The organism is Rhizobium grahamii (genome assembly GCF_009498215.1).
In the GTDB taxonomy this organism is placed as follows: Bacteria; Pseudomonadota; Alphaproteobacteria; order Rhizobiales; family Rhizobiaceae; genus Rhizobium; species Rhizobium grahamii_A.
Genome location: NZ_CP043499.1, coordinates 847,233 through 871,228 on the forward strand (window position 1 = coordinate 847,233; position 23,996 = coordinate 871,228).

The following is a 23,996-nucleotide window of genomic DNA, read 5'->3' on the forward strand; positions in this document are numbered from 1 at the left end:
AGTATTGACCTTGGCAGAGGCGCGATTTCTCTGGACCTTTTCTAAACTGGTGCCATGTTTGTCGAGTACTCAGTCGACAGGCCGCAGATGCATTGGCTCAAACGTTGGAATTCCCGATCTCTCGCCTCGCAGTTTTTTCTGACCGGCGGCATTGTCTCGATCGGTGCCATGTTTCTCATCGGCAGTCTCGTAACGACGATGATCGAGGACGCCGTCATCCATAATTCGGGTGCGGCGACCGCCCTGTACGTTGACAGCGTGGTCGCGCCTCTGCTGCCTGATATGCAGACTCAAACGGTATTGGATGAAGGCAGCGCGCAGGCGCTCGATGAGACCTTATCGCAGGGAGCGCTCGGCCAGCGGCTGGTCTCGTTCAAGCTCTGGAGGAGAGATGGGACCATCCTATACTCGAACGAGAAGGAGCTGGTAGGACGCACCTTCCCGGTCAGCGACAAACTCAGCCGCGCCTTCGCAGGCTCGTTGGAAGCACGTTACGAAATTGCTTCAGATCCAGAGAGCGAAGAGGAAAGAAAGCTCGGCAAACCATTGATGGAGATCTATAATCCCGTCCTCCAGCCGTGGTCGGGGCAGGCAGTTGCGGTGCTTGAATTCTATGAAACGGCACAGGGGTTGTCGGATAGCCTCGCCCGGGCACGGTTGCAGAGCTGGGCGTCCGTCGCCGCTCTCACAGCGATATTCTTTCTGACCTTGTCGGCCCTCGTCTTTCGCGGGAGCCAGCTGATCGACAGGCAAAGACAGAATCTGAAGGACAAGGTCGGGGAACTGACCGGGCTGCTTGCCGAAAATCAGGCGCTGCAATTGCGATTGCGTCGATCGTCGCAGCGTGCAGCCGCATTGAACGAGAGCTATCTTCGGAAGGTCGGCGCCGACCTTCATGATGGCCCAGCCCAGCATATCGGCTATGCATCACTTCGTTTGGACAGCGATATGCTCGTCAACGACAGGACGAGTTCGGAAGCAAGGCAGAAGGAGCTTTCCTGGATCCGTTCCAGCCTTGCCGAAGCAATGACGGAGATACGGACCATCTGCAGGGGTTTGATCCTGCCGCAGATCGAGAATGCATCCTGCGACGAGATCCTGAAAAGGGTTATCGAGGCACATGAAGGCCGAACCGTGACTTCGGTGGAACAAAGCATCGATGACGATGGTTCTACGCTGTCCGCGGCGGTCAAGATCTGTATCTATCGTTTCGTGCAAGAGGCGCTCAACAACGCGTACCGCCATGGTGGAGGCGTAAAGCAGTCCGTGACGGCCAATATCGAGGACGGTGTCGTGCGTATCGAGGTTAGCGATCAGGGTGTTGGCTTCGACCCCAATGATATCAGGCCAACCGGGCTCGGACTCGCCGGCTTGCGGGAGCGGGTAGACAGCCTGGGCGGAGAACTGGCAATTAATACCGGAGCGGGCGGAACAACCGTTACAATGACCTTGCAGTCTCTGGAAATGGAGGACGTAGAATGACGGCGATTACCATCGGGATCGTGGATGACCATCCACTTTTTCGCGAGGGCGTCAGCCGCAGCCTCTCCGAAGTCGACGATTTCGTCGTCGTCGGCGAGGGAGAAAATAGCGAGGATGCCGCCCGGCTGGCTGCGTCCGACCGTCCCGATGTGATGCTTCTCGATGTCTCGATGCCGGGCGGCGGGATCGACGCGATCGGCGAAATACTGTCGAAAAGTCCCCGAACGAAAGTGCTGATGCTCACAGCGTCCGAGGAGATCGGTACGTTGTCGTCGGCATTGCAGCGAGGAGCTGCTGGATATGTCCTGAAGGGGATTGGATCGCGCGGCCTGGCCGAGGCGATCCGGACCATTCACCAGGGATCGCGCGTGGTGTCGCCGGCCATGCATGCCAAAATCCTGGAGAGCTCGCTTCGCGCACCAGACCCGATGCCGGACTCGCTGACGCCTCGCGAGCGGGAAGTGATGGAGCTAGTCGCCGAAGGGCTCTCCAACAAGCATATCGCCATTCGCCTGAATCTGCAGGAGAAGACCGTCAAGCATCACATGACCCAGATATTGCTGAAGCTTGGCGTTTCCAATCGCACGGAAGCCGCCGTGAAGTGGCGGCAGAAATACTAGCGAAAATATCGGTTGAGGCGCCTGAGGTCCGCCTGTGTCGCCTGCCGGTTGCTGATCGTCCTGCCCTTGGAATCCTTCATCACGTAGCGACCGGCAACGATCGCTTCCGTGATGCCGTTCGGGTGCCGTATTCTTATCGAGCCATCCGAACCTTGGCTGGCCTGCGTCTCGGTATCGGCTGTGTTGCGGCTGCTCGCCGTTGTATCCGACGTTGCGCCAGCGGAACCGCCGTTGCCCTTATTACCGTTGCCGTTTCCGCCCTCGGAATTCCCATTGCCACCGCCGTTACCATTACCATTGCCACCACCGTTGCCATTTCCATTCCCGTTGCCGTTTCCATTCCCGCCGCCGTTACCATTGCCGTTGTTTCCGTCCTTGGCATAGGCGTCGAGCGAGATGGATTTTGCGCCCCAATTGTCCATCGCAACGGGAAGAAAGGCCGCGACTACCGTGCCGCCCACCACAGTCTTCAGAAAAGTGCGCCTGGAGAATGTCATGACTTCCGTCCCTGTTCGTCGTAGTTCCTACGCAGAACTAAGCGCATGAGACCTATATGCAGCTGAAAAATCAAGGCCGTAAGACCATGGTACAGGGTCCTATGGGACTATGGTCCGTGGTTAAGCATCCTCTGAAGGGGCTGTCGGAAAGTAAATAGGTGGCGTTTTTTTGATCGCTTTGGCGGCATTTAATTGTGCACGCGCGCGGTCGATCCAGCGTAGGTGGAGTGTCACGCCGCTCTCCACCATCGTCATTTAGCCGGACATCCGTCGTTTGGGGGCCGGACGCTCAGACCGGCTCGGTTTGGCACGGCACTTGCGTCGTTCCGTTACCACGGATCGATCGGTGAGCTATGTTGAACCCTGTGTTGACGAGCCTTCTGCTTGGAGCCGCGCTGGCGCTCAGCCTGCGTCGCTTCATCCTGCCCTATATGGCGGAACAAGACGTCCTCAAGGCCGCCGCGCCCGTGAACATGATCGCGAGCGCCGTGTTCCTCGCGGCGCTCGCGCTGACCTGCTCAGACAAAGGCTTCTGGAATGCCAGCGCGACATTGATCGGCGGCATGACGCTGGCTTCCGTTTTTGACGACAGGAGACCGAAGCTTGTGGTCGCAATCGCGGCCGCTTGTTTGCTGAGCTATCTCGCCATGCGGTGACGAGGCTCAGGCTGCCGCACCCGGACGCACCCCGGCCTTCGGGAGCGATCTTGCGACGGCACTCAGCAGATCGGTTTGCGAGATGAGCCCGAGGATCTTCTGGTCATCGTCAACGATGATGACTGCATGCGTGCGGCCGTTCGTCAGGACCGAAAGCAGCTCCAGGGCAACATCATCGGCCCGTGCGGTGGTCGCTTCCGAAGCCAGTCGCTCCACCGTGCCGGAGGCAACGGCCAGTTCCCGCAGGCCTACCGTTCCTACAAGCTTCCTATTCTGATCCAGCACTGGCAGGGTTCTGACATTATGGTTCAGCAGCAGCCAGCGAGCCTGTTCGACCGTCGCATCAACGTCGACGGTCACGACATCACGCGACATGATATCCGCGCAGCGGATCTCCGCATTGGAGCGCGCGATGGCCTCAAGCTCGGCCTGGCGCAGGATGCGCCCGAGGTCGGCACGATCGATATCGAACGTCTCGTTGAATGTCGCAAGCGCCGCGTCGATATCTTCATCGACGAAGCCGGCGCGCTGGCTGGACGGCGGATCGGCCGTCAGATGCGTATTCGCAGGCGCCGCGACGACGTGAGGATAATTGTGTCGCGACAGCTTGTGAAACAGGAGGCCGATCGCGACGAGAAGGCAAGAATTCAGCGCCACCGGCACGAACGGGAAAAGCATCCCCCAGCTGGCAACGACCGGACCGCCGAGAACCGCGGTCAGCGCCGCGGCGCCACCTGGCGGATGCAGGCAACGGGTAAACGACATTGCAGCGATCGCAAGCGAAACCCCAACACCCGTCGCGATGATCGGATCGTGGATCAGGCTCGCGGCGACGACACCCATGAGAGCCGAAATCGTGTTGCCGCCGATGATCGACCAGGGCTGCGCCAGCGGGCTGGCCGGCACCGCGAACAGCAGCACAGCCGAGGCGCCCATCGGCGCCACGATCAGCGGCAGGTGGGATCCCTCACCAAACAGCATCCCGCAGAGGAGGCCGGTCAGAGCAATGGCCACGAGTGCGCCTGCGCAGGCGAGGAGGCGATCGGACAACCTCGCGCCGGCGAGAATGGGATGGAACCAGCGAGAGAAGGGACTGCGGCTCGGCGCGTCACTGGGCTTTGGGGGTCGCATGCATGCACTCTTCGGATAGAACGGAAAACTTCTTACTGGATAAAGGTCTCAGGGGCCACCGACGCCAACATGATCTCTTCGAAGGCCAGGAGCGGATCGGAGCGCTCGGTCCTGCGGGAAATCAGCAGCGTATCGATCGGGCCAAGCCGATGGACATTGCTGTCTTTGCTCCATGGCAGCATCTCAAGCACGGAGCGTGGCATGACACCAACAGCATTCCCTGCCACCACATGCGCAAGGATCGCATGATAGGAGGACATTTCCACTGTCGGAAGGTTCGCGCCCTTGCGGATCCAGCGCTCAGCCACCTGACGGTAGGTGCAGCCAGGTTCCAGCGCTGCCAAGGCAGGAAGGCGGATGTCTTCGGGCTTGGCGACCGGCGAATGATTTGCCGGAAGCACGAGGAGCAGGTCCTCCCGATAAACAGGCGCGGCGTGAAGATCGTCGGTATTTATGCCGGTAGATGCCAGCCAGTCACCTTCGCCCCGTGGAGTTGCGATGAGGGCGCAGTCAAGGTCGCCGGCTACAACCGCCTTCGTGAGCTCGCGAGTAGCCCCGAGTGTCAGCCGCAGGGTGACCTCCGGATTTTGCTCATTGAATTGAGTAAGGACGGGAGGAAGGCGGCTGGCAGCTGTGCTCTCCATCGTGCCGACGCGTAGTATCCGCGGGGGTTCGACCGACTTCAACGCGGCCTTGGCTTCTTCCGCGAGTGCCTTGATCCTCTTCGCATAGAATATGAAGCACTGCCCCTGTGCCGTCAGCGTCATCCTCTTCCCATCGCGGCTGAACAATGGCGCCTCCAGCTGCTCTTCCAATAGCTGGACGCGTGTCGTGACGTTCGAGGGTGCGCGCGCAAGCCGCTTCGCAGCGCGCGTTACACTACCCTCCTCAGCTACAGCTAGGAAAATCTCCAGAGAGGAAAGATCCATATCGATCTCATTTCGTGAATGATGCGCCGTAATATTCCAATTCGGAGAATGATTGCAATCCCGTGCGACAATGCGACGTTCAGATTTTTGACCGGTCGCCCGGTGAGGTGGCGCACTACTCTTCTATTTCAGATATTTCTGAAACATCGTGTGCCGCTCGGCGTTTTCTTCCATGGCGTCTCGAATTCGTGGAGAAACACAAATGACTCACCAACGCGATAACCGGCAGGTCCGTATCCCGGGTGCGAAGGATCACAACATTACGGACCACTGCAAGAAGTTCGGAATTTCGTCATCCGAAGAACGAAAACTGCGGAAATTGCTCGGCAACGATGCGCCATTGCATGAGATTCAGGCAAACAGCGCACCCAGGCAGCCGCGCTTCCGCTAGCTCGGAGTGCGTCCGTGATGCGAAACCACGGTGGACACGGCCCGAGCGAGAGCGTGTCCATTTTTGTGCTTATCCTAGCCAATTCTCCGTCGTTATAAGAGACGCATAAGCGGCTAGAGCTGCCATGAAAGCGCTATGAACATCGGCAGCCGGGACCTTTCGGTCCGCGAACTCAAGATCCCGCGTTGCGCATGCATCATGCACGACAGTCACCCTGAAACCGAGATCCGCAGCAGCCCGTGTTGCCGCGTCGATGCACATATGGCTCATGGCGCCGACGATCACCAGTTCCTTCGTGCCTTGTTCGACGAGCAGTTCGCGCAGGTTCGTCTCCCGAAAGGCGTTCGGGTAATTCTTCACGACGACCGGCTCATCCACGAGCGGCAAGACGGATCGATAAATTTCAGCGCCTTCGGATCCCGCAACAAAAAACGGCGCATCGGCAGGGATCGCCTCATGTCTGACATGGATAACCGCATCTGAGCGCCTACGCGCAGCAGCAATGACGCGGGCCGCGTTCGCGGCGGCATCCTCAATACCGACAAGCGGTAGCTTGCCATCCGGAAAATAATCGTTCTGGAGGTCGATGACGAGAATTGCACGGTCGGTCACGGAAGATTCCCTTGGGTTTTACATTGTGGTGTCTGGAAACGGTCGCACTGCGCCTGCATTTTCACAATTGGCGATATCGACAGAATGGAGGCTGATATCGACAAATGACCGTATCAACCATCGAGATCGGCCTGGTTATCTATCCAGGCGCCCAACTTGCCAGCGTCTACGGACTGACCGACCTCTTCGGCGTCGCGACCCGCCTTGCGTCGCGGCGCCCGGAACAAAGAACGGAGCTTGCGATCACGGTTAGCCACTGGAGGCTACAGGAGCCGGACTTGCAGCCGGTCAGGGTCTTCGAAACGGAACCCCGATCCAGGATGATACCGGACGTGCTGATATTGCCCCCCGCCCTTGGTGAGGCGCCGTCAGCCGAAACCGCCAACGCATATTCTCCGTGGCTGATCGATCAGCACCGTCAGGGCACGATTCTTTGTTCGGTCTGTGCCGGCGCATTTCTTCTCGGCGAAACCGGCCTTCTTTCGGGAAGATCCGCGACGACGCACTGGGCGCACGCGGACCTGTTCGCGGCCCGCTTCCCGACAGCCCGCCTGGACGTCGACAAGCTTGTTATCGACGACGGCGACCTCATGACCGCCGGAGGTGTCATGGCCTGGACGGATCTTGGCCTAAAGCTTGTCGAGCGTTTTCTTGGCTCAACGATCATGGCCGAAACCGCTCGGCTTCTCGTCATCGACCCGCCAGGACGCGAACAGCGGTTTTACAGCAGCTTCTCGCCACGGCTCACGCATGGAGATCTCGCCGTTCTGAAGGTTCAACACTGGCTGCACGCGACAGGCGCCAAGGATATGAGGCTGGCAAAACTCGTGGCACAATCGGGCCTGGAAGAGCGAACCATGTTGCGCCGCTTTCAAAAGGCGACCGGTATGACGACGACCGAGTACTGCCAGCGAATGCGGATCAGCAAGGCCTGCGAACTGTTGCAGACCAGCGTCACCCCGATCGAGACCATCGCCTGGGATGTCGGCTACGGCGACGCCGGTGCTTTCCGCAAGATCTTCCTTCGAATTGTCGGCCTGACGCCTAGCGACTACAGGCAGCGATTCAATTCACGGGGCACAGTGACATCCGCCTGACAGCGGCGAGGCGTGGAGATACCAGGGTGCTCGTCGTCGGGCGATAGGCGTTCGCTTGCAACCCAGCCTCGTTGCTACGAGCGCTGGGACTGGAGGAGCCGCCGCGCCTTATCCACAGCCGCCTGCCCTTTTCTGGGGATGTTGCGGACAGGTCACGAACATTAGACGAACATAACCGCATCCTGTCCTTTAGAGGTAGCTCCACCGAGTTATGTCAACGCTAGTCTCGAACGTGCCGGATCGGCGTTCTTCGCGACGTCAACAACTCTGATGCCGATCCTCCATTGGCCCGCCGTGACCTAAAGACTCACGGCGGGCCATCGATGATCTGCTGTTTCGCTGAGATTTCGCTATCGATTGCGGCCTTCGCCCAGAAGATGTGGCTGTCACCCAGTGCTTGATCGCAAATGCCACAGTCCGGTGCGTCTCATCATCGTCTAGGATTGCTTCGAAAGCGAATGACGGGGAAGCGATAGCACCGCCTCGAGCCCCTCGCCTTCCAAACTCTTGAGCGTGATGTCGCCGCCGATCTTGCGGACCAGGTTTCTTGCGATCGTCAACCCCAGCCCCGATCCGCCTGTATCGCGATTACGGGAATGTTCGAGACGCACGAAGGGACTGAAGACGCGCTCGAGCTCCTGATCCGGAATGCCAGGTCCGCGGTCGCGAACCTTGACGAAGACGAATGCGTCGGATGCGGAAACGTAAATCCGCGCCTCCGACCCATATTTGATGGCGTTCTCGACCAGATTCCGCACCGCGCGCCGCAGCACCACCGGTGGCGCGGAACACACAAGCCTTGTGCCTTTGGCCGGTCGGCCATCCAAACTGGCCTGCTCGTATTCATCGGCAATGGCATCTGTCATGCTCCAGAGATCGATGAGTTCGGCCGGTTCCGAGGTCGTTCCGAGCTTGGCGAGATCGACCACCGACTCGACCGTCTCCTCGACGTCGGCGATATCCTGTTCCAGCTCGGTCTTGAGTTTGGAGTTTCTCAGAAGCGCAAGGCGCAGGCGCATCCGCGTTACCGGCGTCCGCAGATCATGCGCCAGTGCGACAGCCAATAGCTCGCGCTCTTCGAAGCTCGCCTGCAGGCTTGCCTGAGCCCTGTTAACCGTTTGCGCCGCTCGCCTGATATCCCGCCCGCCTGCCTCTACAATCGGTGGGCTGTTGATGTCCTCGCCAAGACGGCCAAGCGCGCCCTCCAGCAGCTGATACGGCGCGGCAATCCTCGAAACGCTCCAGAAGGCGAGCATCAGCACAAGTGCGCTGACCAGCAGGTATTTGGGCAGGCTGTCGGGTGCCAGCAGCGGCGCGATCGGCGTGACCGGTGTCACGAAATTCAGCCATTGGCCATCCTTGAGCTGCAGGGAAACGGTATAACGCTGGCTCTTCAGAAAATCGCTGGCTATCTCTGACAGATCTTCCTCGACCTCGCCGCTATCGGCCGTCGGCTCGGCCGCGGCCTGCCCGGGCCCCTCCTGCTTGCCGGGGTCCTCCAGGCGGACACGGACGTCTTCAACACCCAGCTTCGATAGTCGCGCGAAAATGATGTCCTCGAGCTCGGCAAGGGTGTCGTTCGACGCCACGGGAGCACCAACGGCCGGAAGCGACGAGAGATTGACGACGATCGTGGAGTCCGCGAGCTCCGTTCCGATGCGCGCCCGCTCCGGCGCGGACAAGGGCGCCATGAGCTTGGCAAGCCAAAAGGCCCGTTCGTTGAGCCTGTAGAGATCGACGATCTCGTTTGAAGCCGATCGATCCTTCGAGACGATCAGGAAGAGGCTGGTCTGGCTGGCGAGCAGCGCGAGGATGAGAACAATCAGCACCCAGCCCGGCAGTGTACGCGGGAGCAGGCGGCGACCCGATACGCCGTAGAAGCGCGCGGGGTCGAACCGCGCCCGCCGGGGCGCACGCTCAGCCACGGGAGCCGCCGATCTCGTGGCCCGGGCGCCCCAGTTCACATTCTTTACAATCCAGAAACATCATTTTCATCCGCCCGACAAACAAATCCCCCTCTGCCGTGCAATAAGGCGCCAAACACCGTCATAGCAAGGAAAAGGGTCCATGGTGGACAACAATCTCAGGAAGCCGCCCGCTGAAAATGCGTCCGCGCCGAGGCACGGCGAGAACGACAATTTGCCGGCAGATGGCGGAGCTGTGAAGCAGCTTCGGATCGATGCGGATGGAAGAGTTCGCGAATTCATCCTGTCGCCGAGCGACGAGGAAGACGTCATGGCACTGATCACAGAGCTTTCGGATCGTGCCGACGCAGACCGGCACGCATATCGCGAAGACCTGGTGGATTGGCGCGTTAGCGTCGCCATCCTGGCGGTGGCCGGCACTCTGGCGTGGCTCGCGTTCCTATACATCTAGTGATCTGCGGATAGGAAACCCTGTCAGCCGGCACCTTGCGTCGTCTCGGCAACGAACTGGTAGCCACCACCACGCACGGTCTCGATCATCGACGGTGACTTCGGGTCATCCTCCAGCTTGCGTCTCAGTCGGCTGATCAGGATATCGATGCTGCGGTCGAAGCTCTGGCTGGTGTCGCCTCCGCAACGCTCGATCAACTGCTCTCGGCTCAGCACTCGTCCCGAGGCCTCCACCAAGGCAGCCAGCAGGTTGAATTCCGACCGCGTCAACTCCACGCGAACACCGTCACTGTCGAGAAGCCTGCGCCTGTCCACGTCAAGCGTCCAGCCACCAAACCTGTAGACGGATATTGTCTCGCTTGAAGCGGGCGCGTCCCGGTCATTGTGCCGGCGCAGGACGGCACGCACCCTGGCCAACAGTTCGCGCGGATCGAACGGTTTCGACACGTAGTCGTCGGCGCCCATTTCGAGCCCGACGATCCGATCGCCGGTGTCGCTGACCGCGGTCAGCATGATAATCGGAATCTTCGACCGCTGCCTCAGCTCCTGGCAGAGTTCGAGCCCGCTCTTGCCTGGCAGCATGATGTCGAGGACGACGAGATCGGTCTTTCCTTCTGATAGCACTGTCTCCATGCCCTGCCCGTCGCTCGCAAGCGACACTCTGAAGCCGCGGCGTTGAAAGAAATCCTTGAGCAGGGATCGGATCTGGGCGTCATCATCGACGATGAGGATGTGCAAGGTAGAGTTCAAGATAGGTTTCCCAACGACCTCGGCAAAATAGGCGAGTTGGCTTGTCCTTGCCACCTGACGACCCACACAACAAGACGATGTTACACAAGGGAAACCTTTTCATCACGTCGTTGAAAAGCGGCGGGCGGCGAATTGTGAGAGAACAACCTGAGTAGCGGACGTCTGTCTGGACCAAGGTTACGGAATGTTCTTGAGGCCATCACTTCTTTTTCTAAGCTTTGCACTGACGCCCAACGCGGGGTGGGCCGAGGAAGAACAGTCGACGCGCGACAAGCGCTGCATGGACATGCGGCTCCGGTTCGAACGCGCCGAGCGCCAAAACCCGGAACGCGGCGGCCGGGAGATCGACAAGCTGCGGTCACTGGGTATCGATCTTTGCTCGAAGGGCAAGCAGGCGCAGGGCATAAGAGCCTTCGCCAGCGCGGTCGAGATTCTGGAAGAATAACGTGAGGCTCTTGCCGAAACGCGGAGGTCTGAGCGGGTGGTCCGGCGTAACCCTCGTTCACAACGTTCGCCGACGTGGTCTACTTTCGACCGCCTTTGCGTTCCTTGCGGGCTGCCTCTTCTGCCTTTCCGCAGCAATGACGGCAGCGCTCGCCCTTGCGGGTGCGACTGATTGGATGCCGTGTCTGGTGATCTTTCTGCTCGGCTGTGCGTTTTTCGAGATAGCGGACACGCTCAAGCGCGACGCAAGTCCGCCGGACGAGGAGGAAGCCTGACGTGCACGCTAACCGCCAGAGCCGGAAAGACCAGCTACGGCCAACCCCGCCGGAAGGGATGGGGCGGATCATCCTTGTGGCCGAATGGGGCCCTGTTGCGCGACGGACGCGCCCTCTTGAAGAATGCATAGTTATGCACATCCCAGGATCGTTGGCACCCTTGAGGATGGGCGGAGGGGCGCTTACTGAACCCGGGCTGCATCGCGGCTGCGGAATCGCTCTTCTAGGAAAATAGGACGACAACATGCCAGCACTGGAAGCAATTGTTTCGCTTTCGCTAGCGTTCTCGCCGACCCCGGCGGTTCGCAGCCTGCCAGATTATCTTCCTTTTGGAGTGATGCAGCAGGAGCGCCCGTCCAGTCTCGGCTGCCGAGCGATAGGCGGATCCGTTATGGATACGACGGGGCAGTATGTCTGTACATCACTGCCGTCCGGTAGCAGCCTGTTTGACGAATATATCGTCGCCTATGTGCAACGAGCAGGAATCTGCAACGTGGTCGGCGTCTCGCCCTACAGCAAGGATGATGCCCGCGGCAGCAGCGCAAGGAGCCTGTTTGCACGCGCCAAGGCCGAAATGACCGAGAAGTTCGGGCCGCCGGATGAGGAAGTCGATCATTCCCATACCCCAGCCGCAGCCAAGGACGGAGAGTTTCGCTCGTCCGTCATCGCGCAGGACCGTCAGGTCTTCTCCCAGTGGAACGACCTTGGGGCACGCTTCGCAAACATGCAGTCCGCAACTCTGGTGATCTCGGGCGACGAAGAACTGGGGCTGGCCATATACGAGGTGGTACGCTTCGCCGGCAACGATGATTGCCTTCAAAGCCTGGAAACGGTCACCGGCCCGGCTCCGGAAAATTGACACACGGCTTATGGTCCAGTCCAAAGTAAAACGGGCGACCACAAGGATCGCCCGTTCTTGAATCGGTCAGACCGTTCAGAACGCCTGGTATGCGTGCACGATGGCCGCCACCTGATCGGCCTGCATGGCATCGACCTGCGCCCCTGAGATTACAGAGAGCTGCGCCGTCGACAGCAGCGAAATATCCTTTGTCGAAAGGCCGGTGATGGCGGACGTGTTGATCGAAGCAATGTCCTCCAGCGAGAACTTGGCAACGCCTTCAGCACTGAGCGCAGCAATCTGCGCCGAACTCATTGCGGCGATTTGGGCTGGGGTCAGCGCTTCGACCTGCGCGACCGACATCGAGGCCAACTGAGACGTCGTCAGAGCGGTCACTTGAGACGTGCTCAACGCGGCAACCTGGCTGGTCTGCAGCGCGCCGATCTGCGCAGTCGACAGCCCCTCGATCGCCTTGCTCTTCAACGCCGCGATCTGGCTGGTGGACAGGTTTGCAATATCGCTCGTCCTAAGTGCCGCGACCTGAAGGGCGGTCAGGACGCTCAGTTGCGTCGTCGTCATTGCCGACAGCTGATCGCTCGTCAACGCCCGAACCTGGAGGTAGCTCAAGGCTCCAACCTGGCTCGCGCCAAGGGCCGCGATCTGGCTCGTGCTCAAGGCGGCGACATTGCCTGTCGAAAGACCCGCGATGCCTGCCGTGCTGATTGCTGCAATCTCATCGGTGGTAAATGTCGCGAGATCGGCGGCGTTGAGCGCTCCAATCTGCGACGAGCTGAGGTTGGCGATCTGCGACTTGCCGAGCGCCTCGACCTGTGAGGTGGACATAGCGGCAAGCTGCGAAGTCGTGAGACCGGCGATAGCGTTTGCGCTCAGCGACGCAACCTGATCGGTGGTTAGCGCCGCGATACTTCCAGCAGAGAGACCAGAGACGGTCGATGACGTCAGAGCTGCAACCTGCGCCGTGGTCAACGCTGCCACCTGACTGCTGGTTAGCGCCGCTGCCTGGCTTGATGTCAGCCCGGCGATCTGAGCGGTGGTCAGCGCATTCAGGCGTTCAACCGTCAGCCCCGCCAAGGCGCTGGAACTGATGCCGGCAATCGCCGAAGCGCTGATTGCGCTGATCTCTTCGACAGGAAGGCTGTCGATGCTTGCCGGAGAGAGGGCCGCAATTTGCGCAGCGTTCAAGGCACCGATCTGCGCGGCGGTAAGCGCGTCGACTTGCGAAACCGACAGTGAAGAGACCTGGTCAGCCGTGAGCGCTGCGATCGCTTTCGAGTTCATCGCCGCGACCTGTGCTTCGCTCAAGACAGCGAGATCGCCAACGGAGATGCCCCCGACCGCGCCAGCGCTCAAGGCTCCGATCTGTTCCGAGGTCAAAAGCCCGAACTGTCCGGTCGACAGGGCTGCGACCTGTGACGAGGAGAGCGCCGCGATCTGGCTTGTCTTCAGCGCGGCGATCTGCGCGGTCGACAAAGCGCCGATCGCCGTCGAGCCAAGTCCGGTAATCCCGGACGAAGAAAGCGCCGCGATCTTCTCGTCGGTCAGAGCCGACAGCTGCGCTGTGCTGAGAGCACCGATCTGGGCGGAACTGAGCGCAGCGATTTGCGCTGAGGACAATGCCGCGATCTGGTCGGCAGACAGCGATGCGATCTGCGACGAGGTCAGACCCGAAAGAGCCTTTGTCGACAAGGCGGCGAAATCTGCTGCCGGCAACGCGCCGAGTTGTTCCGTAGTCAGGGCACCGACCTGCGCCGATGTCAGCGCGGCCCCCTGCTCCACGCTGAGGCCCCCGATCTGGCTCGGGGTGAGGGCCGCGATCTGTGCGGATGACAGAGCAGCGATCTGCGCGGTCTTCAGCGCAGCCAAGTGGTCGGCGTCGAAACCGGAGAGAACATCCGTCGCAAGACCCGCAATACTTGCGGTACTGATCGCTGCGATTTCATCCAGCTGGAAAGTGGCGAGATCCGCGCTGCTCAACGCACCGAGCTGAGCGGAGGAAAGAGCCGCAATCTGTGCGGAGGTCAAAGCCTCGACCTGGTCGGTCGACAGTGCGTCAATCTGCAGGGAAGACAGGCCTGCAAGCGCCTTCGTGTTGAGCGCCGCCACCTGCGAGGGAGTAAGAGCGGCGATCGTATCGCTGGAAAGCGATTTCAGTTGCGAACTGGAGAGCGCGGCGATCTGGGCAGTTGTCAATGCCGCAAGCTGGAGCGGGCTCAGAGCGGCAATCTGATCGGAACTCAGCAGAGCAATCTGGCTCGTCTTCAATGCTTCGAGCTGGTCGGCAGAAAGTGCCGCGATGGTAGCCGTTGTCAGCCCGGCAATCGCCTTCGTGCTGATGGAGCCAACCTCCTCCGGCAGGAACGTTGCGATATCACCTGGGGTGATCGCCGCGATCTGCGTGGCGCTGAGGCTGCTGACCATGAGGCTCGTCAGAGCTTCGACCTGGGCCGTGGAGAGGGCTCCGATCTGCGAACTGCTGAGCCCAGCGACAGCGCTGGCGCTCAACGCAGCGATCTGGGAGGCCGAAAGCGCGGCGAGGCTGTCACTCGCCAGCACCTTTACCTGCGTCGCGGTCAGCGCCGCGACCTGTGCGGTGCTTAGAGCATCGACCTGTCCCGGCGTCAGGGCCGCGATCTGGTCGCTCTTCAAGGCCGCGATCTGGTTCGTCTTCAGCGCACCGATCTGGTCAGCGTCGAAAGCTGCGATGGTGCTTGGCGCCAGTCCGCTCAGAGCGGCAACGCTGATCGCGGCAAGTTCACTCGGCAGGAACGTCGCAAGGTCCGCTGTCGTGAACCCGGCCACCTGCCCCGCGGTCAAGGCGGCAACCTGCGCCGCCGTCAACGCCTCTGCCTGATCGACGGAAAGCGCTGCGATCTGTGCCGATCCCAGGCCGGCAATCGCCTTTGTGCTGAGTGCCGCGATCTGCGATGGTTCCATGGCCGCGAGACCAGCATCCGACAGGGCACGTACCTGCGACGAATTCAGCGCCGCAATCTGCCCCGTCGACAGCGCTTCGACCTGCTCGTTCGACAGCCCGTTGATGAACGTCGTCTTGAGTGCCGCGATCTGCGCGGTCTTCAGCGCAGCAACCTGGCTCGGGCTAAGCGCTGCAAAGGCGTCCGAGGTCAGGCCCGACAGGGCCGCCGTGCTGATCGCCGCGATTTCGTCAGGCAGGAAAGTCGCGATGTCAGCGGCAGAGATCGCCGCGATCTGTGTCGCGTTGAGTACCGCGATCATCTGTGTCGTCAGGGCTTCGACCTGGCTGACCGACAGGCCGGCAATCTGTGCCGAGGTCAGGCCGGTCACGCCCTTGGTGCTGATCGCAGCGACCTGGGCTTCCGAGAGGCCGGACAGCGCATCGCCAGTCAGCACCTTGATCTGCGAGGCACTCAGTGCAGCAACCTGCGCCGTGGTCATTCCGCTGACCTGATCGTTCGTGAGTGCCGCGATCTGCGCCGTCTTCAGCGCCGCGATCTGGGCCGTCTTCAGCGCGGCAATCTGATCGCCGCTGAGTGCCGCGACCGTTGCCGGAGAGAGGCCTGCAATGCCCAGGGTGCTGATGGCCGCAAGCTCGCCGGTCGAAAACGTGGCCAGCCCGTCCGATGTGATCGCGCCGATCTGCACCGCGGTCAGCGTCGCGACCTGGCTAACGGTCAGGGCTTCGATCTGATCGGTCGACAAGCTCGCGATCTGACCCGTCGTAAGGCCCGTCACTCCCTTGGTGCTGACCGCGCCGACCTGCGCCGGCGTCAGCGCAGCGAGACCGTCGCTGGACAGAGCCTTCACCTGCGACGCGCTAAGAGCCGCGATTTGCGCCGTCGTCAACGCCGCGACCTGCGTAGAGGTCAGCGCCGCGATCTGGTTCGTCTTCAGCGCCGCGACCTGGGCGGTCTTCAAGGCGGCGATCTGCTCGCTGCTGAGAGCGGCTATGCTTGAGGCAGTCAGGCCTGCCAAGGCCACACTGCTGATCGCACCAACTTCCTCCGGGAGGAATGTCGCTATGTCATCGGCGGTCATCGCCGCGATCTGGGATGCGCTCATCGCCGCGATCAATTGCGTGGTCAGTGCTTCGACCTGACTGGTCGAGAGGCTAGCAATTTGCTGTGTTGTCAATCCGGCGATCGACTTGGCATTCAGAGCCGCGATCTGGCTCGACGCCAGGCCGCCAAGGCTGTCCGTGGTGATCGCCTTGACCTGAGACGACGTCAGCGCAGCAATCTGGGCGGTGCCGAGTGCGGACACCTGCTCAGGCGTGATGGCGGCGATCTGCGTCGTCTTCAGCGCGGCAATCTGGGCGGTCTTGAGTGCCGCGACCTGGTCGGTGCTGAGAGCCGCGATGCTGGCGGACGTGAGACCTGAAAGGGCTACCGTGCTGATCGCTGCGATTTCGGCCGGCAGGAAGGTGGCGATGTCTTCGGGGCTCAAGGCGGCGATCTGCGCTGCGCTGAGAGCCGCGACCTGTGCCGTCGTCAGCGCTTCGACCTGGCTGAGATCAAGCGCCTGCAATTGGTTGGTGCTCAGCCCCTTGATCTGGCTGGCCGACAGGCTTTCGAGTTTAGCACTCGACAGCACGGCCAGCTGATCGACGGTCAGGCCACCAATCGCGGTTGCCGAGATCGCGCCCAACTGCGTGTTGGAAAACACCGCCAGATCTTCCGTTTCCAGCGCGGAGACCTGGCTCGCCGAGAGGGCCTTGATCTGCGTTGTCGAAAGGGCGGCGATATCCTCAGACGTCCAAGCCGCGATTGTTGCATTTGATAGCGATCTGATCGCGTTGACACTGAGAGACGGGACGATCGAGGTCATACTTAATATCCGTTGCGAAATTGAGTGGAACGGCGGCCCTGGCGAATAGATCGCTCTCGCTGGCCCAGTGGCGCGAAACCGAGCACCGCCTGGACACACGAACGTCGGACATGCCGGCCGCTGTCTGAAGTGTTTCTAAAAATGCTCAATCAAACGATTCCTGACGGAAACACCAACATGCCGGAATGAACATCCGACATTGCTGATCGATACTTCCACACGGCCAACCTTGCGCATGGCTGGTCGAGGTGGGACGCGCCCCGACAGTCGTTACAATTGCGAAACCGTTACGCGCTCAACCACGGAAATTTGTTAAAACTCAGAAACAATTGGCTCCGTCTTCCCAGGGAAATTGCATCTCGCAACACAGCTTCGCAATCAAGCGAATCGAATCCGAATCACAACCAGACGTTATTGCCTCTCTCTGAAACGGGCGAATTCGCCGGCTTTTCGTGATCTCATATGGAAGATCGCGGCTCGCAGTCAGAGCGTAGCCAAAAAGCCTGAGGGACGAAATCCATGACGCCACGAACGCGGCATTATCCCGGCTCACCTATGCGGATCTTCTTTCGGTCGAGCCGACCAACCGGGCGCCGATTTTTCAAAGTCCCGCCTGGGCAGCCGCAGCCACCAGTCTATCGCGTTGGACGGCGCAGAAAGTTGGCTCGCATAAGGTTGGGGTTTCATGATTTCCCCGTGAAACTCTGCCGCGAAATCTGCGTGCGAGCTCACGGACGTTTCGGGGACCGGCCCTGCTAGGGCGGCTGCCGCAAATCCCGTTAGAGCCAACCAGGTGAGTGCGTGCACTTTGGCTTATTTCACCTCTTCAAAATCGGCGGACGTCCGACTGCCGCCGAGAGCAGGCCTATCGCGTCCGTTTGAAACAGAAGCCGTTTCCGCGCATAAGTGCGCAACGGTAAATGAGTTCCATGCGACAGTAACATTAACTGTTACGCGGACGTCCGGCAGTGTCCCCTGGCATCCCAAAAGCATAAGCGCGAGACCTGATCACCGACCTCGTGTAACGTAAACGACCACCTCGTTTACCGTTGCGTACTTATCAGCCGCCGCACGACGCTGTACCATTCTCCGATCTGTTTCGGAGAGCAAGCATGGCATTGGCATTCGACGACAGTAAAGCGCCCGGCTCCATGATCTGGATCCCCGGAGGCACCTTCGTGATGGGATCGGATCGCCACTATCCGGAGGAGGCGCCGGCTCATCCGGTCAGTGTGGATGGCTTCTGGATCGACGAGACGCCCGTCACCAATCGAAAGTTCACGGAGTTCGTCAATGCAACCGGACATGTGACGATGGCGGAAAAGGCGCCGGATCCAAAAGATTATCCAGGCGCTCTTCCGGAAATGCTGCGCGCCGGCTCCCTGCTTTTCGTGCAGCCGAAAAGCGTCGACGGCCCAGATATTTCTCAATGGTGGACCTTCAAATTCGGCGCAAACTGGCGAAAGCCACTCGGCGGCTTGAGCGACCTGCGCGGCAAACTCGACCATCCGGTTGTCCACGTCGCATGGTCGGACGCCAAGGCCTATGCGGACTGGGCGGGACTGGATCTCGCGACCGAAGCGGAGTGGGAGTTCGCGGCACACGGTGGATCGGACAGTGAATTCGCCTGGGGGACGAACTGACGCCCGGCGGCAAGGCCATGGCGAACACCTGGCAGGGTATCTTTCCGACACGATCGACCAAGGCCAAGGGTCACGAGCGCACCTCGTCCGTGAAGTCGTTTCCTGCAAACGGCTATGGCCTTTACGACATGATCGGAAATGTGTGGGAGTGGACCTCCGACTACTGGACGACACGGCATCCGGAGCCGGCAAAACATTCCTGCTGCATTCCCTCCAATCCCCGCGGCGGCGAGGCGGAGGCGAGCTATGACCCGCGCCAGCCGAACATCAGGATTGCGCGTCGCGTCCTCAAAGGCGGCTCGCATCTTTGCGCCCCCAACTACTGCCGGCGATACCGGCCGGCCGCGCGCCATGCGGAGCCTGAGGACACGTCGACCAGCCATGTCGGATTCCGCTGCGTGAAGAGAGTTTCAAGCCAGGGAGAACCACGATGAGAGCCTTGCGGATGTTAACGGGGATAGCATGCGCCGCTCTCCTTTCGGTGATGGCCCTATCAGGGCGCGCCGCAAGCCAGGAAACGCTTCCGTCCTGGAACGATACTGCTGCGAAACAGCGCATTGTCGACTTTGTGAGGGCCACGACGACCGAGGGCGGAAACGGCTACGTCGCGCCACAGGACAGGATCGCCGTCTTCGACAATGACGGCACGCTATGGACGGAACAGCCCTTCTATATCCAGCTCGGCTTCATGCTGGACCGCGTCAAGGCGCTTGCGCCCGAGCATCCTGAGTGGAAAACGAAGGAGCCGTTCAAGAGCATACTCGCCGGAGACCTGAAAGGCATCGCCAAGGGCGGCGAGAAGGGCATCGTCGAGATGGGGATGGCAACGCATGCCGGGATGACCACCGACGAGTTCAACAAAATCGTCACCGACTGGTTTACGACCGCCAAACACCCCAAAACCGGCAAGCTCTACACTGACATGACCTATCTCCCGATGCGGGAGCTCCTCGACTATCTGCGCGCCAACGGTTTTGCGACCTATATCGTTTCTGGCGGCGGGGTGGAATTCATGCGGCCCGTGACGGAGAAGCTCTATGGAATTCCGCCGCAACAGGTCGTCGGCAGTACGATCACGACACAATATGCGATCGTCGACGACGTTCCCGTCTTGAGGCGATTGCCGAAGATCGACTTCATCGACGACGGCCCCGGAAAACCCGCCGGCATCAACAAATTCATTGGCCGTAGACCGATCTTCGTCGCGGGCAATTCCGACGGCGATTATGAGATGCTTCGCTGGGTGACAGCCGCCGAAGGACACGGGTTCGCCATGATCGTTCATCACACGGACGCCGATCGCGAGTACGCCTACGATCGGCAATCCCCATTCGGAAAGCTCGACAAGGCTCTGGATGAGGCGACCAGACGAAACTGGCTCGTTGTCGACATGAAGGCGGATTGGAAGAAGGTGTTCGCATTCGAACCCTAGCCGAGCCGTTGTGCTCGTCGTTCCCGCGGCTCAAAGTGGTAAGAAACGCAAAATTTAAACTGCTGTTTACCGTTACGATGGACCGCCGCGGTGTTGAACACCCGCATTTTCTGTCGGTAGCTCTGCGGTTAGCGATCACTCTAGTCGGTTCATTCAGGTCACCGGCGAAGCGATCCGTTGCGTTTCGGAAGAGGCTTCTCAACGAGGCGCAGGAGCAAGTTCCGTTTTCTCTTGTGCGGGACTAAATCAACGTCGCTGACAAGCCTCGCACCGCCATCACGCCGCTCCAGGGTGACTTTACGGCTGTGGAAGGCTTCCAGTTCGGCTCTGTGCGCCACGCTGATGATGGTGACTTTCGGCAATTCGCGGATCACCATCTCCATCATCCTGTCCTGGCTTTTCTCGTCGAGCGCCGACGTTGCCTCATCCAGCACGATGATATCGGGATTGTGGAGCAGGAGACGCGCGAATGCGAGCCGCTGCTTCTCGCCACCAGACAACGTCTGGTCCCAGGGCGCATCCTCCTCGATCTTGTCGGTCAGGTAATCGAGCCCAACCTTGTCGAGCGCATCCTTGATCTTTTCCAGCGTCCAGCGATCGGCGGCTCCGGGATAGGCGACAGCACGCCGAAGTGTTCCCGAGGGGATATAGGGCCGTTGCGGCAGCATGAACAATTGCCGATCAGCATGGAAACAGACGCTGCCGCCACCCCAGGGCCAGAGGCCCGCGATGGCGCGCACCAGCGTGCTCTTGCCGGTGCCGGATTCACCGGCCACCAGCACCCGCTCGCCGGGCTCGATCTCAACCCGGGTTTCCTTGACCACGGCGGTGCCGTCATCGAGCGACACCGAAAGATCGTTGAGACTGAGTACCACGTTACTTTTGGTTTCGCCGCGTTTGATACGCCCCAGGGCATCGCTCTGTTCGGAGCGTTCGAGACCATCAAGCGACATCATGAGCGAGGCGATACGCCTTGCGCAGGCATTCCAATCGGCAAGGCGTGGATAGTTGTCGACCAGCCACCCGAACGCACCCTGAACGATGGCGAAAGCGGAAGCTGCCTGCATGACCTGCCCAAGCGTCATGCTGCCTTCGAGGAATTTCGGCGCGCAGAGGAGAACAGGGACTACCGGTGCAAACAGGCTCGACCCCTGGGAGACGAGCGTTGTGCGCATATGCTGGCGTGCGAGTAGCGCCCATTGCTTGATGACGTTGCCGAATGTCTTTTCGAGATCGTTTCTCTCCTCCTCCTCACCGCCGAGAAGCGCGATACTTTCGCCGTTCTCACGGACATGCGTAAGGGTATAGCGAAATTCGGCCTCGGTCTGATTTTTGACCTCGGACACCTGGACGAAATGACGGCCTATCACCGCCATCGAGCTGGAGGTGATGCCGGCGTAGATGACCGCAGTGATAACAAGGAAACCGGGAATGGTAACCGTGGAACCCGCGATTGCCAGGTGCAGGGCGCCGCCGATGGTCCAGAGCACGATGATGAAGGTCGAAGCCGACAGAAACGCAACGATGACACCGGCGACGAAATCGACAGGCGCCTCGGTCGCTATCCGCAGATCCTCGGCGATGCGTGCCTCCGGGTTCTTGTGGTCGCCGCCAATGAGGTTCAGCTGGTAATATCGGCCGTTCGCCAGCCAGCGGGCGATAACGGCTTTCGTAAGCCAGGAACGCCAGCGACGCTGGATGGCCATGCGTAGGGCGACCTGTGTCGTGACCAACGCGATGCTACCGAACACGAGCGGCAGGAAGACAGCACTCAGATAATACACCGTATCGGCGTTGCGCTGCTCGAGAGCGTCGAAGATCGCTCGATTCCAGACGTTGATCCCATACTGGAAGCCGACATTGACGCAGATCAGAGCCAAGAGGGCGATCGTGCATGGCCAGGCCAGCTTGTCGCCGTTCCTGGTCCAATATCCGCGTGCACTGATCCAGAAGCGCGTCAGAAGGTACTTCTTCCGCGCCTGCTCGGCCTCTTCGGCCGTCCATTGGGGGTCAGGCTCGATTCCCTCCGGGGGCGGCTCTGTTTCGGCAGTCGATAGCTTTTCTCGGCGCAACGTCTCGTCATCGCCCGCTTTGGCACCCTTGACCGATTTCGGACCCAATTCAGTGTCGATCATAACCACGACAACGGCTCAAAAATGGAAAGGTTTCACGCCTCACCCGCTGGAAACGGCATCTGGGACTTTGGTCCGATAAGCTGCGGCTAGCTCTCGCCGTCGGCCATGTGACGACCCCGCGCAGCGCCGCAAGCTCTTCGATCTGATCGCCGCCAGCGACGTCGCGCTGTTCGCCAGTGGCCACCTGCATTGGGCATGGGCCGGGCGGCATCTTGAAACCTCGCTCGTCTGAGGTCCTTCCGCTGCCTTCATCCTCGGCGGCATGGAACGCGACATGCCCGGCGAGAGGCTCATCAGTGCTGTCGTTCACGAGTTCGATCAGGGCGTGACCAGCCAGATCGTCGCCGTTCCCGGCATGGTGGCACATGGGATGCAATCGGTCGCGTTGGCTCTTGCCGGCGCGACTTCATCCTGCCGCTGGCCTTCGGCATCATCATCCTGACTGATGCAGCATCTCGAAAAAGCGGAGGAGGCTTTCTACCATTTCAGATATCGCGAACCGATGATCGCACCCGCGGCAGCAACGATGGCAGTTGCGATCATATACCAGGTCGCCAGGAAGAGTGGACTGTCATCAGGGCAATGCCAGGCGTAAAGCGCGGTGGCAAGACCGGCAGAGGCAAGGCCGGCGACGGCGCCGCCGAGTGCCGGGCTTGCCGGTGCGGCGCTTTTTAGCGCCCAGAGAAAACCGGCCAGAGGAGCGAGCGACAGGACCGGGATGAAAAAGACGCAGAAGGCCGCGTTGCGGCCGACCAGCGCGGCGCGCCAGGAACTCTCGGGTATAACTGTCAGTTCCATTGCCACGCCTGCAAGGACCAGCGAAAGCGGCAGCAGCAGCGCCAGCGCAGAAGACTTCAGCGGCGCGCCGGGCCGACCGATCCTGAAGACGAGACTACAGGCGGTGACGGCGAGCGTCAGTGTCGTAAAGACCTTGAAAAGCACGCGGGCGGTCTCGATTGCCGTTCCCATGTCATGGCGGATGCCGATGGTGGAGAACAGCAGCGCTGCGGAGATGAGGACACCTGCCACGAGCGCGCCGCGGAGCAGCGGGCCGAGGCGAGATCGCACCGGTGCATCGGCGGCAAGGATGCTGATCAGATCATCGGTCTTCACTCGTCTCACTCCGGTATAGGGCTGCCAGCGCCTTCAGCGCCCGGTGCAGCGAAACACGCACCGCGCCCTCTGTCATTTTCAGCCTTTCGGCCGTTTCGCGGATGCCCGCCCCTTCGATCGAGATCGAGCGGACGATATCGCGCTGTGGGTCTTTCAGCCGTCCCAACATGTTTTCTGCATCAAGCCGGTCAAGATTGCCCGCCTGCTCTTCTGCCTCAAGCGTTGCCATCACGTCGTCGATCGGCACATCGATATGGCGGCCGCGGCGGCGCAGGCTGTCAATAAGCTTGTTGCGCACGATCGTCGACAGCCACGGGCCGATCGGGCGCGCCGGGTCCCAGGTGCCGCGCTTCAGATGCACGGCAAGCAGGACTTCCTGCACCACATCCTCCGCCTCGCTCGCCGGTGCGCCGAACTGATCGCAGCGGCGGCGCGCCATGGCGCGAAGATGCGGCGTCACGGCGGAAAGGAAACGGTGATAGGCCTGCGTATCGCCATCCATGGCGCTGCGCATCCAGCCTGCCCATTCCTCTTCGCGCGCCGAATGTTTCATTCGACATAATCCTCTACGGAGGGCCACACGTTTTTGTTACCGCCCATGCAGAAATATTTCAGACAGGCCTCACGGACCTTTGTTTTCCGGCTTTTCGCTTGCCATCGCGTAAACGGCAAGATCGCTCTTCGTAAAAAAATCGTGGGTGAAGATGTAACAACCACAGCCACGCCTCCGTACCCCCTGTGCAAGCTAATCA

General features: G+C 60.5%; 20 protein-coding genes and 2 pseudogenes. 12 read left to right on the plus strand and 10 right to left on the minus strand.

Annotated elements, in window-relative coordinates:
• Positions 1-87: 87 nt before the first annotated feature.
• A complete protein-coding gene (locus tag FZ934_RS22825; protein ID WP_153273141.1) occupies positions 88-1,482 on the plus strand; it encodes a sensor histidine kinase in 1,395 nt (464 codons plus the stop codon).
• Positions 1,479-2,102, plus strand: a complete 624-nt coding sequence (locus tag FZ934_RS22830; protein WP_153273142.1) for a response regulator — start codon at positions 1,479-1,481, stop codon at positions 2,100-2,102. Before FZ934_RS22825 ends, FZ934_RS22830 begins: the two co-directional genes overlap by 4 nt.
• Here the strand turns inward: FZ934_RS22830 and FZ934_RS22835 are convergent.
• Positions 2,099-2,599, minus strand: a complete 501-nt coding sequence (locus FZ934_RS22835; RefSeq protein WP_153273143.1) for a hypothetical protein — start codon at positions 2,597-2,599, stop codon at positions 2,099-2,101. The two genes, FZ934_RS22830 and FZ934_RS22835, sit on opposite strands and share 4 nt — an antisense overlap.
• Positions 2,600-2,952: 353 nt before the next feature.
• On the opposite strand from FZ934_RS22835, the gene FZ934_RS22840 reads away from it, so the two are divergent.
• A complete protein-coding gene (locus FZ934_RS22840; RefSeq protein WP_153273144.1) occupies positions 2,953-3,255 on the plus strand; it encodes a hypothetical protein in 303 nt (100 codons plus the stop codon).
• 6 nt (positions 3,256-3,261) lie between these two features.
• On the opposite strand, the gene FZ934_RS22845 is transcribed toward FZ934_RS22840, so the two are convergent.
• Together FZ934_RS22845 and FZ934_RS22850 are read right to left on the minus strand one after the other, a co-directional pair.
• The gene (locus FZ934_RS22845; protein WP_153273145.1) at positions 3,262-4,386 is read right to left on the minus strand and encodes an HPP family protein; all 1,125 of its coding nucleotides are present in this window, start codon (positions 4,384-4,386) and stop codon (positions 3,262-3,264) included.
• Between the two features lie 32 nt (positions 4,387-4,418).
• A complete protein-coding gene (locus FZ934_RS22850; protein WP_153273146.1) occupies positions 4,419-5,315 on the minus strand; it encodes a LysR family transcriptional regulator in 897 nt (298 codons plus the stop codon).
• Between the two features lie 202 nt (positions 5,316-5,517).
• On the opposite strand from FZ934_RS22850, the gene FZ934_RS28280 reads away from it, so the two are divergent.
• Positions 5,518-5,706, plus strand: a complete 189-nt coding sequence (locus FZ934_RS28280; protein ID WP_056818530.1) for a hypothetical protein — start codon at positions 5,518-5,520, stop codon at positions 5,704-5,706.
• Between the two features lie 69 nt (positions 5,707-5,775).
• Here the strand turns inward: FZ934_RS28280 and FZ934_RS22855 are convergent, their stop codons facing one another.
• Positions 5,776-6,318, minus strand: a complete 543-nt coding sequence (locus FZ934_RS22855; RefSeq protein ID WP_153273147.1) for a cysteine hydrolase family protein — start codon at positions 6,316-6,318, stop codon at positions 5,776-5,778.
• A 104-nt stretch (positions 6,319-6,422) separates the two neighbouring features.
• Between FZ934_RS22855 and FZ934_RS22860 the strand changes: the two genes are divergently transcribed.
• Positions 6,423-7,415, plus strand: a complete 993-nt coding sequence (locus tag FZ934_RS22860; protein ID WP_153273148.1) for a GlxA family transcriptional regulator — start codon at positions 6,423-6,425, stop codon at positions 7,413-7,415.
• Positions 7,416-7,852: 437 nt separating this feature from the next.
• Here the strand turns inward: FZ934_RS22860 and FZ934_RS22865 are convergent, their stop codons facing one another.
• Positions 7,853-9,340, minus strand: coding sequence for a sensor histidine kinase (locus FZ934_RS22865; RefSeq protein ID WP_153273149.1), 1,488 nt, complete (start codon positions 9,338-9,340; stop codon positions 7,853-7,855).
• A gap of 142 nt (positions 9,341-9,482) precedes the next feature.
• On the opposite strand from FZ934_RS22865, the gene FZ934_RS22870 reads away from it, so the two are divergent.
• A complete protein-coding gene (locus FZ934_RS22870; RefSeq protein WP_153273150.1) occupies positions 9,483-9,791 on the plus strand; it encodes a hypothetical protein in 309 nt (102 codons plus the stop codon).
• 23 nt (positions 9,792-9,814) lie between these two features.
• Here the strand turns inward: FZ934_RS22870 and FZ934_RS22875 are convergent, their stop codons facing one another.
• Entirely contained in the window at positions 9,815-10,540 is a 726-nt protein-coding gene (locus FZ934_RS22875) for a response regulator (RefSeq protein WP_153273151.1), read from the minus strand.
• 190 nt (positions 10,541-10,730) lie between these two features.
• Between FZ934_RS22875 and FZ934_RS22880 the strand changes: the two genes are divergently transcribed.
• The 3 genes from FZ934_RS22880 (at position 10,731) to FZ934_RS27905 (ending at position 12,118) form a co-directional block, all read left to right on the plus strand.
• Positions 10,731-10,985 (plus strand): hypothetical protein, encoded by a 255-nt coding sequence (locus FZ934_RS22880; protein ID WP_153273152.1) that lies wholly within the window; start codon positions 10,731-10,733, stop codon positions 10,983-10,985.
• 1 nt (position 10,986) lies between these two features.
• Complete coding sequence (locus FZ934_RS22885; protein WP_153273153.1) at positions 10,987-11,259, plus strand: hypothetical protein; 273 nt, start codon at positions 10,987-10,989, stop codon at positions 11,257-11,259.
• 244 nt (positions 11,260-11,503) lie between these two features.
• Positions 11,504-12,118, plus strand: coding sequence for a hypothetical protein (locus FZ934_RS27905; protein ID WP_194273877.1), 615 nt, complete (start codon positions 11,504-11,506; stop codon positions 12,116-12,118).
• Between the two features lie 75 nt (positions 12,119-12,193).
• Here the strand turns inward: FZ934_RS27905 and FZ934_RS22895 are convergent, their stop codons facing one another.
• Complete coding sequence (locus tag FZ934_RS22895; RefSeq protein ID WP_153273154.1) at positions 12,194-16,921, minus strand: beta strand repeat-containing protein; 4,728 nt, start codon at positions 16,919-16,921, stop codon at positions 12,194-12,196.
• Between the two features lie 1,112 nt (positions 16,922-18,033).
• On the opposite strand from FZ934_RS22895, the pseudogene FZ934_RS22900 reads away from it, so the two are divergent.
• Positions 18,034-18,998 (plus strand): annotated as a pseudogene (locus FZ934_RS22900) (formylglycine-generating enzyme family protein).
• A gap of 50 nt (positions 18,999-19,048) precedes the next feature.
• Positions 19,049-19,996: an HAD family hydrolase gene (locus tag FZ934_RS22905; protein ID WP_432443664.1), complete on the plus strand. Its 948-nt coding sequence runs from the start codon at positions 19,049-19,051 to the stop codon at positions 19,994-19,996.
• Positions 19,997-20,154: 158 nt separating this feature from the next.
• Here FZ934_RS22905 and FZ934_RS22910 read toward each other — a convergent pair whose 3' ends face one another.
• A complete protein-coding gene (locus tag FZ934_RS22910) occupies positions 20,155-22,131 on the minus strand; it encodes an ABC transporter ATP-binding protein/permease (protein WP_153274002.1) in 1,977 nt (658 codons plus the stop codon).
• Positions 22,132-22,246: 115 nt separating this feature from the next.
• On the opposite strand from FZ934_RS22910, the pseudogene FZ934_RS22915 reads away from it, so the two are divergent.
• Positions 22,247-22,573: pseudogene (locus tag FZ934_RS22915) on the plus strand (hypothetical protein); the annotation flags it as partial.
• Between the two features lie 35 nt (positions 22,574-22,608).
• On the opposite strand, the gene FZ934_RS22920 reads toward FZ934_RS22915, so the two are convergent.
• Together FZ934_RS22920 and FZ934_RS22925 are read right to left on the minus strand one after the other, a co-directional pair.
• Positions 22,609-23,244, minus strand: a complete 636-nt coding sequence (locus tag FZ934_RS22920; RefSeq protein WP_153273155.1) for an NrsF family protein — start codon at positions 23,242-23,244, stop codon at positions 22,609-22,611.
• A complete protein-coding gene (locus FZ934_RS22925) occupies positions 23,231-23,797 on the minus strand; it encodes a sigma-70 family RNA polymerase sigma factor (protein ID WP_153273156.1) in 567 nt (188 codons plus the stop codon). Before FZ934_RS22925 ends, FZ934_RS22920 begins: the two co-directional genes overlap by 14 nt.
• Positions 23,798-23,996 lie beyond the last annotated feature (199 nt).

Excerpts from the sequence above, each read along its gene's own strand:
- FZ934_RS22825 (WP_153273141.1), top strand. The coding sequence starts at position 88 with ATGCATTGGCTCAAACGTTGGAATTCCCGATCTCTCGCCTCGCAGTTT.
- FZ934_RS22830 (WP_153273142.1), top strand. The coding sequence starts at position 1,479 with ATGACGGCGATTACCATCGGGATCGTGGATGACCATCCACTTTTTCGC.
- FZ934_RS22835 (WP_153273143.1), bottom strand. The coding sequence starts at position 2,599 with ATGACATTCTCCAGGCGCACTTTTCTGAAGACTGTGGTGGGCGGCACG.
- FZ934_RS22840 (WP_153273144.1), top strand. The coding sequence starts at position 2,953 with ATGTTGAACCCTGTGTTGACGAGCCTTCTGCTTGGAGCCGCGCTGGCG.
- FZ934_RS22845 (WP_153273145.1), bottom strand. The coding sequence starts at position 4,386 with ATGCGACCCCCAAAGCCCAGTGACGCGCCGAGCCGCAGTCCCTTCTCT.
- FZ934_RS22850 (WP_153273146.1), bottom strand. The coding sequence starts at position 5,315 with ATGGATCTTTCCTCTCTGGAGATTTTCCTAGCTGTAGCTGAGGAGGGT.
- FZ934_RS28280 (WP_056818530.1), top strand. The coding sequence starts at position 5,518 with ATGACTCACCAACGCGATAACCGGCAGGTCCGTATCCCGGGTGCGAAG.
- FZ934_RS22860 (WP_153273148.1), top strand. The coding sequence starts at position 6,423 with ATGACCGTATCAACCATCGAGATCGGCCTGGTTATCTATCCAGGCGCC.
- FZ934_RS22870 (WP_153273150.1), top strand. The coding sequence starts at position 9,483 with ATGGTGGACAACAATCTCAGGAAGCCGCCCGCTGAAAATGCGTCCGCG.
- FZ934_RS27905 (WP_194273877.1), top strand. The coding sequence starts at position 11,504 with ATGCCAGCACTGGAAGCAATTGTTTCGCTTTCGCTAGCGTTCTCGCCG.
- FZ934_RS22895 (WP_153273154.1), bottom strand. The coding sequence starts at position 16,921 with ATGACCTCGATCGTCCCGTCTCTCAGTGTCAACGCGATCAGATCGCTA.
- FZ934_RS22905 (WP_432443664.1), top strand. The coding sequence starts at position 19,049 with ATGGCCCTATCAGGGCGCGCCGCAAGCCAGGAAACGCTTCCGTCCTGG.
- FZ934_RS22910 (WP_153274002.1), bottom strand. The coding sequence starts at position 22,131 with ATGATCGACACTGAATTGGGTCCGAAATCGGTCAAGGGTGCCAAAGCG.
- FZ934_RS22925 (WP_153273156.1), bottom strand. The coding sequence starts at position 23,797 with ATGAAACATTCGGCGCGCGAAGAGGAATGGGCAGGCTGGATGCGCAGC.